Consider the following 13071-nt stretch of genomic DNA (forward strand, 5'->3'; position numbering starts at 1 on the left):
CATACTTCAATGTAGGTAACGCTGGCAGAGAGAGTTTGATACTACTAAAAAATCTTACGTTATTCTCCTTGAACCAAGATAAATCCGAGACTTTGCTGTACTAGAAATACAAAGTTTCGTGAAAAGTAAGAGGGCATAATTTTGAATGAAAAAATTACTGGTAACTGGATCGTCGGGACTTATTGGATCTGAAGTTTGCCTGCATTTTGCTAGCCAAGGTTGGGCAATTCATGGTGTTGATAACAATCAAAGAGCTGTTTTCTTTGGACCCCAAGGAGATACTCGTTGGAATCAAAAGCGCTTAGAATCTTTGATTAAAGGTTTCGTGCATCATGAAATAGATATTCGCGATCGCCAACGAGTTCTGGATCTGATTGAAAGCCTCAGACCAGAGGCGATCGTACATACAGCAGCACAACCCAGTCACGACCGAGCAGCAGCAATTCCCTTCGATGACTTTGACACCAACGCTGTAGGAACGCTGAACTTTTTGGAGGCAACACGTCAATTTGTACCGGAAGCTCCTTTCGTACATTTATCTACTAATAAAGTGTACGGAGATGCACCGAATGAGATTGCCATGATGGAGTTAGAAACTCGATGGGAATATGCCGAGCCAACTTATGAGTATGGTATTCCTGAATCATTCCGCATCGACCAATCAAAGCATTCTCTTTTTGGTGCTTCTAAAGTTGCCGCTGATGTCATGGTTCAAGAGTACGGTCGATATTTTGGGTTAAAAACTTGCTGCCTGCGCGGTGGATGTTTGACTGGACCGAATCATACTGGTGTAGAACTGCATGGATTTCTCAGTTACTTAGTGAAATGTAATTTAGAAAATCGCACGTACAAAGTTTTTGGATATAAGGGAAAACAAGTCAGAGATAATATTCATTCCTATGATGTCGCTCGTTTCATTGAAGAGTTTATCCAAGCACCCCGTTGTGGTGAAGTGTACAACTTAGGTGGTGGTAAGGATAATACTTGTTCTATTTTGGAAGCTTTCGAGCTTGTAGCTGCGCTGACTCATAAAAAGATGCAGTACGAGTATGTAGATAAAAATCGTGAAGGAGATCATATTTGCTATTACAGCGATCTTCGTAAAATGCAAAGCCACTACTCTGATTGGTCTATTACAAAACCTTTGAAATTGATATTTTCAGAAATTGTAACGACTTGGGTAAAAAGACTTCAAGAGGCTGCATAGATCGTATTATGTCTGAAGTTCTACCTCGCATCTTATTAGTTACTGAAGCAACCTTAAGTCAAGAAGGCAAGGGGGTTAATCGAACTCTCGTCAATTTATTTGATAACTACCCTGCTGAATCACTAATGTTGTTTTGTCCCGAACACGAGTTACAGTCTAACCCGACAAGTTCGCCATTCGATCGCCAAGTGTTTTCTTTTTCTGGGCATCGTTTACCCATATTACATAATCGCTTAGGAAAATTTCTGAATCCTTCGATCGCTCGGATAAATCTACAATTACTCGATTGGCTTCCTATTTCAAATCTAAAAAAACTAGAAGATTTTGACCCAGAAATTATTTTAATTTGTCCGGTTACATCTTTATGTTTACTCATGGGTTATAAATTAACTCAATACTTTCAACGTCCATCCTTAATTTACTTCATGGATGATTGGATCGCGATCGATAACTCGCGATGGTTATCTAGCAGCGTTCAAAAAACGGCTACTCAACTTTTAAAACAGGCAAATGGCTGGTTGATGATTAGCGAGCAATTACAAAATGAATTGTCAAAACGCTATCAGATAAAACCTCAAAGTTCGCTGATCGTTCATAATCCGGTTGACTTATCAGACAAGCAACCACCTGATACGATATCTACTACCCATGAAGGTACGTTTAAAATTGTCTATGCGGGTTCAATTTGGTCGATGCACTATGATGCATTAGCCGCGATCGCAGAAGCAATTTATCAACTCAGATGCGATGGAAAAAATATTGAATTAATACTGCATACAGATCGATGTTTCTGGAATCCATACAGAGAAAAATGGCAACAGTGGCAAGTCACGTTTGGCGATATAATTCCCTATCACGAACTCAATTGCTATCTCCAGCGTGCCGATCTACTACTTGTCGCTTCATCGTTTTTACCTGAATACGCACACATGACGCGCTCATCAGTGCAAACTAAATTGACTGACTATATGGCTGCTGGTATACCAATTTTAGCTTGTGGTCCAGCTTATTCTGCTTGTAATCAATTCTTGAAAAAATGGAAGTGTGGACTTGTTTGCGAGACAACTCAGAGCGATGAAATCAAAAATTTCTTACTCGCCGTTCTCGATCGACAAGATCTACAACAAAAAATAGCAATTCCAGCTTTTGAAGTTTTAAAGAATAATTTCGAGATAGAAGTTGTCAACAAGGGTTTAAAAACGTTTATAAGGAACATTGCCGCTCGAACTACTGAGGATAATAGTTTAAAAGTTTTTATTATTTGCTCTGGTCTTGGACGTGTGAAGCGTGGGTTTGAATCTTTTACTCAAGAGTGTTTTGCAATTCTATCAAAAGATCCAGAGTTAGACGTTACTCTGTTCAAAGGAAGTGGGACTTCTCAAGCAAAAGAAATTAGTCTATGGAATTTACCACGAAATACCTGGGCGAGTCGTCAAATCGGAAAACTAATTAGTCGAGATAGCTATCATATCGAACAAAGCTCATTTTTTTTAAGCCTCATACCTTATTTAATTAGGCAGCAACCAGATGTCATTTATTTTAGCGATGCTAACCTAGGAAATTTGCTATGGCATTGGCGGCGTTTGACAAAGCAGAAATATAAGCTTCTATTCTCTAACGGAGGTCCTATTACTCCACCATTTTCTCGTTGGGATCGCGTGCAGCAAGTAGCTCCCATTCACCTGCAAGTAGCCTTGAATGCCGATACTCCGGCTGAAAAACAAAGCCTGGTTCCATATGGAATTCAAATGAATTCGGAGTTACAAACACTGACATTTTCAGAACGGAATTCTCTGCGGTATAAGCTTGGATTACCTGATAATTGCCCCTTACTTCTTTCTGTAGGAGCAATTAATAAAACCCATAAACGCATGGACTATGTGATTCGAGAAGTCGCTAGTCTACCTGAACCCCGTCCTTACCTGTTACTGCTAGGGCAACAAGATTCTGAATCACCAGCAATTATTCAGCTAGGTCAAGAATTATTAGGCTGTAATAACTTTCAGATTCTTACTGTTGCTCATCATGAGATCGCAGATTACTACAAAATAGCCGATGCTTTCGTTTTAGCATCGCTGGGTGAAGGATTACCACGAGTGCTTCTAGAGGCATGTTCTTACGGATTGCCATGCCTAGCTCATGATTACGAAATTACTCGCTATGTACTAGGTCAAGAAGGATATTTAGCTAATTTTGAACTAGCTGGAAGTTTAGCCAGTTTAATTTCAAAAGTATTCACAAAAGAGCAAAATGAATCCAATCGCCAGCTGATTCATCGTTCCGCATACGAGCGCTTTAGCTGGGAGAAATTACGCCCAAATTATGTTGAAATGATTCGACATTGTGTTGAAAGTGCTGACACAGCACGAGCGATCGTCAATGCTAGCTTGTCCTTGAAAAATTAGTTCAAACAGAGACAAAAATTATGCTTTTAGATAAAGTGAAACGTAGTATCACCTACAGATTTAATTACCAAGTCTCTCCAGCCCTCTCACAAGTTATGAGTGGTATTAACCGGGGTAAACTTGGGCATGGACCAAGACTGACTGAAGCACAGCCACTTCTAGATTTAGGTATTTCTGTCGAGCAGTTAAGTTTTGATGTTGAAGATTGTTGGAGCTTTTGGCATAGTCTATGTCCTAAAAGTAAGCATCTGGATGGATTAGTAAATTCTGAATCATTTTGGCAGAAAATCCCCCAGTATTATTTTACGTGGAAGTCTATTCAAGCAATTTTAGAAAATCCTCAATCGGTCTATATTGACGTTGCCTCTACTACTAACAGTCCCTACCAACAAATTGTCAATCTCCTAGCCAAAACTACTAATATTTACACGCAGGATTTAATCTTTCCTCCAGGAATCCACGATCGCCAAATTGGCGGCTCGGCTGCTGAACTGCCCCTACCGGATGCATCAGTTGATGCCATGACTCTACACTGCGCCTTTGAACATTTTGAGGGTGATGCCGATACTGGTTTTGTGCGCGAGGCAGGGCGGGTATTACGCCCTGGAGGAAGAGTCTGTATCGTGCCTCTTTATTTAGGAGAGTATGCTTTTGTGCTGTGCGATCCAGCCTGGGCATTCAACTTATGTGTCAGTCCAGATACTATCATCCACTTTTTACCAAGATGGGGCGAACGACATGGACGTTTTTATAGTCCTGAGACATTACTGCAACGGATCGTTGAGCCATCAAAAGCAGCAGGACGCACAGTGCGTGTAATTCACTTTACCAATATTACCGAACTCGATCCCGATTGCTACACTCATTTCGGTCTGATTTTAGAAAAGTCATTATAAACTTCTCACTGTCCTTACTATGACTCAATTTTCATTTTTTTCCGTCATAGTTCCTACTTATCAACGCAATGACTTACTGGCGAAATGCTTGGATTGTTTAATACCTGAAATTCAAACATTGCCAGCAGAGCAATATGAAGTCATCGTTACCGATGATGGTTTTCAGATAACTGCACAGGAGATGATTCGCGAGTTTTATCCTTGGGTAAAGTGGGTGGCTGGTTCCCGCAAAGGTCCAGCCGCTAACCGAAACAATGGTGCTAAGTATGCAAGAGGTGAGTGGCTAGTTTTTACAGATGACGACTGCCTACCCGATCCTCAATGGTTAGAAGCTTACGCTGAAGCTATAGTTGCCGAACCTGCTTGTTTAGTCTTTGAGGGGCGAACTTATGTTGATCGCCCAAGGCGCAGCCTTGCAGAAACTTCACCTGTGAATGAGTCAGGTGGTTATTTATGGTCATGTAATTTTGCCGTAAAAAAGCAACTCTTCGAGTCTCTCACTGGTTTTGACGAACGATTTCCCTATGCTGCGATGGAAGATGTAGATTTCAGATTAAGACTTGTAAAGAGCGGATACAAGTTTTCTTTTGTGAAAACTGCGTCCGTGTGCCATCCCTGGAGAGCCAAGGGAGGGTGGAACAAAATCAAACAACATCGAGAAGCAACATTTATTTACTTATCTATTCATGCCGAAGAATTGGTAAATATTAACTCTGTATATTATTTATTGTTTGCTTTACGGAGTTTTGTCAATCAAACAGTTCCTGCAATTTTGCAATTTAACTTCACTGGAATTAACGAAGCTTTTTTGGAGCATTTTGCATATTTATACATGAGCGTACTACTATGGCGCTATAGCTTGACAAGCATGAAATCACTTAAGAATCAATAAAAAACCAAAATTCTATCCTAAAAATGAAAACAATTACCCTTCAACATCATTGGTCAGAGAGTTGGAAACAAAGTTATTCATACGATTTAATAGAAATGTATGGAGAAACTAGTTATCGTGGATATAGCTATGCGTATGCCCATCGATATAAGCATACTTTAGAGTTGATTCAAAAAGTTACACGACCAGGGGCAAAGATTTTAGATGTAGCCGCTGCCCAGGGAAACTTTAGTTTGGCTTTGGCAGAGCTAGGCTATGAAGTCACCTGGAACGATTTGCGTGAAGAATTGGTTGATTATGTCAGATTGAAGTGGGAATATGGAACTATTCATTACAAACCAGGAAATGTTTTCACACTAGGATTTAATGCTGAATTTGATGTTATTTTAATTACTGAAGTGATCGAACACGTTGCTCATCCCGATCTATTTTTGAAGAAAATAGCTCAGATGGTGAAGCCTGGAGGTCACATAGTCATGAGTACGCCAAATGGCGAATATTTTCAAAATCGTCTGCCTAAATTTTCGGATTGTCCCGACCCCAGCCAGTTTGAAGCAATACAATTTCAGCCCAATTCAGACGGTCATATCTTTTTATTACATTTAGATGAAATAGAAAACATAGTTCATGAAGCTGGATTATCGATTCAAGAGACAAGAATTTTTACAAATCCACTAACTAACGGTCATTTAAAATTAGGAAAATTATTGAATTTTCTCGCTCCTAGCTGGGTTGATGCTTGTGAAAGTTTTACGCAAGCTTTGCCATTAGTTTTGCGAAAAAAAATTCACACTGGAGTTGCTGTTTTACTGACTCGTTTAGCCTAGTTTCAAAAATTAGTGCAGTGACTTTAATGGATATCATTCAGATTGTCCCACGGCTTCCTCCAGCAATAGATGGCTTGGGAGATTACGCCTTAAATCTGGCACGGCAGCTTCACAATGATTTCAATCTCAAAACTCATTTTGCGATTGGTGATGCAGCTTGGACTGGAAATACCCAAATTGAAGATTTTTTAATTAACTCAGTCACCGAACGTTCCGCCACAGCTTTATTATCCTTACTACCGAGCGAATCAGCTACAATCTTATTGCATTATGTCGGTTATGGTTATGCTAAGCGAGGCTGTCCGACTTGGTTAATTGAAGGCTTAGAACGTTGGAAAAGAAATACTCCTAACTCACATTTAATCACGATGTTCCATGAAGTTTATGCTTCTGGAAAGCTACCTTGGACGAGTTCTTTTTGGTTGTCCGATTGGCAAAAAAAACTAGCGGCTCGTTTGTCTCAAATTAGCGATCGCTGCTTGACAAGTAATCAAAATTATGCAGAAGTTCTGTATCAGTTAAATCAGGGAAAACATACTCGAATTCCTATACTACCCGTCTTTTCTAATGTGGGAGAACCAAAGCAAGTACCACGCTTGACAGAGCGTTCTCGGCGCTTAGTGGTGTTTGGCAGTCCTAGCATTCGCAAAAGAGCTTATCGCCAATCCTTGAAAGAACTTAGCCAAGTCTGTCGGTTATTCGATATTCAAGAGATATTTGATATCGGAGCGCCAACAGGTTTAGTTTTATCTTCAATTCAAGGCATACCAATAATAGAAACAGGTAAATTGTCTGCTCCAGAAATTAGTGAAATCCTGCTCAATTCCTTCGCAGGTTTCTTTGACTACTATCTGGAATATTTGGCAAAATCTGGCATATTTGCTGCTTACTGCGCTCATGGCATGTTAACTGTGAGTCCTAGAGTTTATGCATCATTACAAGATGGCATAGAACCAGGAAAACATTATTGGTTTCTCAGCGATCGCATCACAGAGATAACAGATTTCGTCGAGGCGCAGGCAATCGCTAGTCATGCTTATACCTGGTATCAATCTCATAATTTATCAGTCCAGGCTCAGAACTTTTTCACACACGGATTGGGCAATGTCTGCACAAAAATAGGATGACTTTGTTTCAAACTTTAAAGTAAATCGTCAAGGTGTATCTACATATTTTTGAGAGGACTATCGAGTGGAAATGTTAATTGCTGCGATCGCGGTTTTATGTATTATTGGGGTCTCAGCACTAAATTGGCGCGGCTCTGTTAAAGCTGTGTTTCTCATTCTCGTAATTGAGGGCGCACTACGCAAATGGGTTTTACCTCAAGCTAGCGACGCAATTTATTTTTTAAAAGACTTGGTTCTTTTAGGTGCTTATCTGCAATACTTTATCTTCTCAAACAGAAGATTTGCAATTCAAAACCGTACTATTTCTATCTTAATTATTTTTGTAACTATATGGTGTGTATTACAAGTCTTTAACCCTAGTTTAGGTTCACCTCTGGTAGGACTTTTTGGACTCAGAGGTTATATCTTTTATATTCCCTTAATGTGGATGCTGCCAACTCTATTTCAGTCGGAGCAAGATTTATCTAAATTTTTACGTTTCCATCTTTTATTAGTCATTCCTGTTGGTCTTTTAGGCATTGCTCAGTTCTTTAGTCCTACTAACAGTCCAATCAACGTGTATGCTCCTAGTGAATTAAAGGAAGTAGCTACATTTGGGGTTGCCGGAGCAACTCAGTTTACCCGCGTCACAGGCACATTTTCATACATAGATGGTTATGCAGTATATCTATTAATCTGCTTTGGCTTACTAATTGCGTTCCTCTCACTCCAACAACCACGTTTTTGGAAATTAATTTCTAGTTTTGAACTGCTTTTGATAGTTGTTAACTCTTGCATGACTGGCTCTCGCAGTGTTGTTTTTGCCTTAGTTTTATTTTTTCTAAGCTTTATAGTTTTAAAAGGATTGACTCAAACTGAAAAAAAAATATCTTTGTTAAGCAATTTTTTATTACCAGCTATATGTATTTCTCTGGTTACTTCGATCTGGTTTAAACCAGCAATTAACGCCTTCTTGTTGCGGTCAAATTCTAATCAAGATGTGACTGCACGTATTACGGCAACCTTTACCCAGCCTTTCGAGTTTATCCAATATAAAGGTCTCGATGGTTATGGTACTGGAGCAACACAACCAGGGGGTCAAACACTGCGCCGATTGCTAAATCTTCCTGATGGTGCAGTTATTCCAACCTACTATGAAGAAGAACCGGGCAGAATAGTTTTGGAGTTAGGTCCGATTGGTTTTTTTCTATGGTACGGGCTGAGATTTAGTCTTCTCATCGCGATTTGGCTAGTTTTCTGTAAATTGAAAAAACCATTTTTACGTCAATTAGCACTGACAGCATTACTGATACAGACAATTGGAATTTACGACCAATTAGTGACTCAACCTACCTTCTTGCCTTACTACTGGTTTTTTAGTGGCTTTATCTTTCTCTTACCTCAATTAGAGTGGACAGATTGGTATCGAGAACAACAACTATTGCAACAACACAATGTCTCATCCGCGTATCTCCCTGATTCACCCTACCAGTAATCCCTTTGCCCGCAATGCTGCACTGGCTTTGGGGGAAGCTAACTTACTCCAAGAAGCGATCTCGACAATTGCCTACAATCCCAAGGGAGTATTATCGCGCTACTTAAACTTCCTACCGCAGAAAATTAGCAGTCGCTTGGCGCTGGAATTAGGTAGGAGGGCGTGGACTGCACCCGCTAATGCATCCATGCGATCGCACCCTTGGCAAGAAGTCATACGTCTAGCATTAGTCAAAACTAAGTTGAATCGTTGGCTAAACTTAGGTCATCAAGGACCGATCGATTGGGTGTATGTCTCTCTAGACCGTCACGTTGCCAAGCATCATTTGCACAACTTAGATGCAGTCTATGCCTACGAAGATGGTGCAGCGATCGCATTTGAAACTGCCAAACAACGCGGAATTCTCTGTTTGTACGATCTCCCAATTCCTTTCTATCGCATGAGTCGGGATATCCAAGCCCAGGAAGCAGAACGTTTTCCAGAACTAGCGCCAGCATTACAGGCAGTTAAAGAGCCTGCATGGAAGATCGAGCGCAAGGAAAGAGAAGTTCAACTGGCAGACCATATATTTGTCGCATCTTCTATTACTCAGCGATCGCTATTAGATGTAGGTGTCGAACCAGAAAAAATTAGCGTTATCCCCTACGGCGCACCAATTGATTACTTTCACCCGCAAACTAAACCCGATAATCTGTTTCGCGCTTTGTTTGTCGGTCGCGTCGGACCTCGCAAGGGCTTCCACTACTTATTACAAGCTTGGCAAGAACTACACTTACCCAATGCCGAACTATTAGCGATCGGGATTAACGAGTTTCCCGACAACTGGCTAACTCAATATAGAGATACTTTTCGCTATATTCCATCTCTGCCTCACGCGGCGTTGAATGAGTATTATAGTGCCGCCAGCGTTTTTGTGTTTCCCTCCCTTGTAGAAGGATTTGGACTCGTACTGCTAGAGGCGATGGCTTGCGGGATTCCCGTGATTACGACACCCAACACTGCTGGTCCAGATATTCTGACAGACGGGGTAGAAGGTTTCATTATCCCCACTCGCGATGTCGAAGCTCTGAAGGAAAAACTGGAATGGTGTTATTCCCACCCCGAAGAATTAGCTCAAATGGGAAGAGCGGCTCGCCGCAAAGCCGAGCAATTAACTTGGGGATTGTATCGACAGCAATTAGCCAGTCGCGTCCAGGAGCTTTTATGCCAGAATTAGCAGGTCAAACTCACTGTCACTTGTGGTTTCCGAATATTTTTGAATTTAAAGGCGGAATTCAAGTCTATTCGGCTTTCTTGCTCAATGCCTTAGAAAGCTTATATCCGAATTGGCACTATCAGGTTTATCTCAAGCACGACATTCGATCGCCATCCAGTCTGGCGCGATCGCCCAATACTCAGTTTTACTGTAGTGGTGCTTTACCTTTACCATTGCGAACAGTTGGCTTTGCCGCTCAGATTTGTGGAGCAGGACTGTGGCAGCGACCGAGTTTAGCGATCGCGACTCACCTGAATTTTACGGTTGCTGCCTATTGGCTAAAACAACTAACTGGGATGCGTTACTGGGCGATCGCCCACGGTGTGGAAGCTTGGGATATTAATAGACCTGCTTTACAAAAAGCCCTGCACCATGCCGATCGCATTCTTGCCGTCAGTAGCTATACACGCGATCGCTTGCTCCAAGAGCAAAATCTCGATCCGGCAAAAGTCTCGCTTTTACCCAACACTTTTGATGTCGAGCGCTTTAAAATTCAGCCAAAGCCCCAATACTTATTAGAGCGTTACGGACTGACACCAGAACAACCAGTGATTCTGACCGTTGCTAGGTTAGATTGCCGCGAACGTTACAAAGGATACGACCAAATTCTGCAAGCATTGCCTGAGATTTGCCGTCAGATTCCCAACGTTCGTTATCTGATTGCTGGCAAGGGTAGCGATCGCCCTCGGATCGAACAGTTAATCGCGAAACTCGATCTCAAAGATTGCGTGACTTTAACTGGATTTATTGCCGATGCCGAACTTAGCGATCACTATAACTTGTGTGATGTCTTTGCCATGCCAAGTAAAGGTGAGGGGTTTGGCATTGTCTATCTAGAAGCTTTAGCCTGTGGTAAACCGACTCTAGGAGGAAATCGAGATGGCGCAATTGATGCGCTGTGTCACGGCGAACTAGGCGCATTAGTCGATCCAGACGATACCAGCGCGATCGCCCGAACTTTGATTCAGATTTTGCAAGGCACTTATTCGCATCCAATTATTTATCGACCTGAAGTTTTAAGACAGAAAGTTATCGATACTTTCGGATTCGAGCAATTTAAACAAACGATGGATAACTTAATTAAATTCAATTTGGGCAGTCAATGAAAATTTTACATGTTATTCCTTCGATCGACCCGGCTCTAGGGGGACCGACTCAAGTTGTTCTCAATCTAGTTCGAGCTTTGCGCGAACATGGAATCGATGCCGAAATCGCCACCACGAACGATCGAGGCTCAGAACTATTAGACGTACCGCTGAATCAACGGGTTGAGTACGAGCAAGTCCCGATTTGGTTTTTTCCGCGTTTTTCACCACCAATTAAAGAATTTATTTTTTCCGCAGCTCTGACTCGTTGGCTTTGGCAACACGCACGAGATTACGATCTAATCGAAACTCACTATCTTTTTTCTTATGCTCCCGCTTGCGCTGCCCTAATTGCCAGGTTGCAAGGAATTCCTTATGCAGTTCGGACGATGGGACAGTTAACGCCTTGGGCTTTGTCTCAAAGTTGGCTAAAAAAACGGATATATTCATTTCTGATTGAGCGTCACAATCTCAATTGTGCCGAGATTATTCATTGCACTGCTCCAGGCGAAGCTGAGGATGTCCGAAATTTTGGCATTCAAACACCTAGTTTTACTTTACCTTTAGGAGTCAATCGACCGATAGAACTGCCCGATGCTAAGCAAAAGCTATACGAAACTTACGGCATACCTACCTCCACACCAGTTGTCCTGTTCCTATCGCGGCTTCACCCTAAAAAACGTCCAGATTTGTTAATTCATGCCCTCAGCCAGCTAGTAGCTCAGAATGACAACTTTCATCTGATTTTGGCAGGTTCGGGAGAGCCGCAGTACCTCAACTACTTGACCGATTTAGTATCATCCCTCGGGCTTTCCTCGCGTACATCCATCGCTGGTTTCGTTATGGGTAGAGATAAAGATCTCCTCCTACAAGCCTCGGATCTTTTTGTCTTGCCGTCCTTTTCCGAAAATTTTGGGATTGCTGTAGCAGAAGCAATGTCAGTAGGGCTACCAGTCGTCGTGACTCCTGACATCCAAATTTCACCAGAAATTGCCGCAGCATCGGCAGGGCTAGTGGTTGAAGGTGAAATCGAACCCTTAACAAATGCGATCGCGCAACTCCTCTCATCTCCAGAACTGCGGCAGCAATTAGGAGAGAATGGTCGGTTGTTGGCAAGTCAACGATATTCTTGGCAGGCGATCGCCCAAAACCTGATCTCGATTTACACGGCAGCGATCGAGCGACAACCAATTCCCACAACCTTCTCAGATTCAGGGAACTTTGTCATGCTGCCATAAGCGGCAACACGCGCAGATAGAACGCCAACAATGTCAACAAAAAACGCCAGTGCGAGCAAAAACCAGCGCTTTCAGTACAAGAGATACCGTTTTGTCTGTTTGGTAACTTCTGCTGTGTTATTCGTACTGTTCGGTATTATTCCTCTGCGACTTGCGATCGCTCTATCTCAAACACCACTGCCCCAAGCAGTTATTGCTTTAGGTGGCGATCCAATGCGCGAAACTTTCGCTGTTGACTTTGCTTTACGGCATCCACCTTTAGAAATATGGATTTCTTCTCCTTATCTCAAAACCTTCGATTTTTCAGATTCGGGTAGTTCTGGAGCGCGAATACATGTTGACCGTCGTGCTGTCGATACCGTAACTAACTTTACCTCTCTAGTTGCTGATTTCAAACAACGGAATTTTCAACATGTTTACTTAATTACATCTGATTTCCACATGGCAAGAGCAAAGGCGATCGCCTTTTTTGTCTTTGGTAGCCAAGGGATTGCTGTCACTCCTATATCAGTACCATCAAACCAACAAGCTGAATCCTGGTTTCATATTTGTCGTGATGTTTGTCGCACTTGGCTGTGGATGATTACAGGTCGTACTGGAGCTAGTTTGACAATACTTTTCGGTTAAGACGAGATCCCCCCTAGCCCCCCTTTTTAAGGGGGGAA

At 41.9% G+C, this 13071-nt stretch carries 11 protein-coding genes; all 11 read left to right on the forward strand.

Features of this window, described 5'->3' with window-relative positions:
• Window positions 1-145 precede the first annotated feature (145 nt).
• The 11 genes from QH73_RS26775 to QH73_RS26825 all read left to right on the forward strand — a co-directional run bounded on the left by QH73_RS26775 (window position 146) and on the right by QH73_RS26825 (window position 13033).
• Window positions 146-1207, forward strand: a complete 1062-nt coding sequence (locus QH73_RS26775; protein WP_039713692.1) for an NAD-dependent epimerase/dehydratase family protein — start codon at window positions 146-148, stop codon at window positions 1205-1207.
• An 8-nt stretch (window positions 1208-1215) separates the two neighbouring features.
• Window positions 1216-3612: a glycosyltransferase gene (locus QH73_RS29270; protein ID WP_132867276.1), complete on the forward strand. Its 2397-nt coding sequence runs from the start codon at window positions 1216-1218 to the stop codon at window positions 3610-3612.
• 95 nt (window positions 3613-3707) lie between these two features.
• Window positions 3708-4508, forward strand: coding sequence for a class I SAM-dependent methyltransferase (locus QH73_RS26785; protein WP_201278360.1), 801 nt, complete (start codon window positions 3708-3710; stop codon window positions 4506-4508).
• Between the two features lie 19 nt (window positions 4509-4527).
• On the forward strand, window positions 4528-5400 hold the full coding sequence (locus tag QH73_RS26790; RefSeq protein ID WP_039713690.1) for a glycosyltransferase family 2 protein: 873 nt from the start codon (window positions 4528-4530) through the stop codon (window positions 5398-5400).
• A 23-nt stretch (window positions 5401-5423) separates the two neighbouring features.
• A complete protein-coding gene (locus QH73_RS26795) occupies window positions 5424-6227 on the forward strand; it encodes a class I SAM-dependent methyltransferase (protein WP_039713689.1) in 804 nt (267 codons plus the stop codon).
• 26 nt (window positions 6228-6253) lie between these two features.
• The gene (locus tag QH73_RS26800; protein ID WP_039713688.1) at window positions 6254-7354 is read left to right on the forward strand and encodes a hypothetical protein; all 1101 of its coding nucleotides are present in this window, start codon (window positions 6254-6256) and stop codon (window positions 7352-7354) included.
• A 70-nt stretch (window positions 7355-7424) separates the two neighbouring features.
• Complete coding sequence (locus QH73_RS26805) at window positions 7425-8828, forward strand: O-antigen ligase family protein (protein ID WP_201278375.1); 1404 nt, start codon at window positions 7425-7427, stop codon at window positions 8826-8828.
• Complete coding sequence (locus QH73_RS26810; RefSeq protein WP_039713686.1) at window positions 8788-10044, forward strand: glycosyltransferase family 4 protein; 1257 nt, start codon at window positions 8788-8790, stop codon at window positions 10042-10044. The genes QH73_RS26805 and QH73_RS26810 overlap by 41 nt, the downstream gene beginning before the upstream one ends.
• Window positions 10032-11189 carry a glycosyltransferase gene (locus QH73_RS26815; protein ID WP_039713685.1) on the forward strand — a complete coding sequence of 386 codons (1158 nt, stop codon included), beginning with the start codon at window positions 10032-10034 and terminating at the stop codon, window positions 11187-11189. Before QH73_RS26810 ends, QH73_RS26815 begins: the two co-directional genes overlap by 13 nt.
• Entirely contained in the window at window positions 11186-12406 is a 1221-nt protein-coding gene (locus QH73_RS26820; RefSeq protein WP_039713684.1) for a glycosyltransferase, read from the forward strand. The genes QH73_RS26815 and QH73_RS26820 overlap by 4 nt, the downstream gene beginning before the upstream one ends.
• Before the next feature lie 30 nt (window positions 12407-12436).
• The gene (locus QH73_RS26825; RefSeq protein WP_039713683.1) at window positions 12437-13033 is read left to right on the forward strand and encodes a YdcF family protein; all 597 of its coding nucleotides are present in this window, start codon (window positions 12437-12439) and stop codon (window positions 13031-13033) included.
• Window positions 13034-13071 lie beyond the last annotated feature (38 nt).

Source organism: Scytonema millei VB511283 (assembly GCF_000817735.3).
In the GTDB taxonomy this organism is placed as follows: Bacteria; Cyanobacteriota; Cyanobacteriia; order Cyanobacteriales; family Chroococcidiopsidaceae; genus Chroococcidiopsis; species Chroococcidiopsis millei_B.

What these genes read in the sequence shown, in the direction of transcription:
- QH73_RS26815 (WP_039713685.1), top strand. Translation starts at nt 10,032, where the DNA reads ATGCCAGAATTAGCAGGTCAAACTCACTGTCACTTGTGGTTTCCGAAT.
- QH73_RS26805 (WP_201278375.1), top strand. Translation starts at nt 7,425, where the DNA reads ATGTTAATTGCTGCGATCGCGGTTTTATGTATTATTGGGGTCTCAGCA.
- QH73_RS26775 (WP_039713692.1), top strand. Translation starts at nt 146, where the DNA reads ATGAAAAAATTACTGGTAACTGGATCGTCGGGACTTATTGGATCTGAA.
- QH73_RS26785 (WP_201278360.1), top strand. Translation starts at nt 3,708, where the DNA reads ATGAGTGGTATTAACCGGGGTAAACTTGGGCATGGACCAAGACTGACT.
- QH73_RS26790 (WP_039713690.1), top strand. Translation starts at nt 4,528, where the DNA reads ATGACTCAATTTTCATTTTTTTCCGTCATAGTTCCTACTTATCAACGC.
- QH73_RS26825 (WP_039713683.1), top strand. Translation starts at nt 12,437, where the DNA reads ATGTCAACAAAAAACGCCAGTGCGAGCAAAAACCAGCGCTTTCAGTAC.
- QH73_RS26800 (WP_039713688.1), top strand. Translation starts at nt 6,254, where the DNA reads ATGGATATCATTCAGATTGTCCCACGGCTTCCTCCAGCAATAGATGGC.
- QH73_RS26795 (WP_039713689.1), top strand. Translation starts at nt 5,424, where the DNA reads ATGAAAACAATTACCCTTCAACATCATTGGTCAGAGAGTTGGAAACAA.
- QH73_RS26820 (WP_039713684.1), top strand. Translation starts at nt 11,186, where the DNA reads ATGAAAATTTTACATGTTATTCCTTCGATCGACCCGGCTCTAGGGGGA.
- QH73_RS29270 (WP_132867276.1), top strand. Translation starts at nt 1,216, where the DNA reads ATGTCTGAAGTTCTACCTCGCATCTTATTAGTTACTGAAGCAACCTTA.
- QH73_RS26810 (WP_039713686.1), top strand. Translation starts at nt 8,788, where the DNA reads ATGTCTCATCCGCGTATCTCCCTGATTCACCCTACCAGTAATCCCTTT.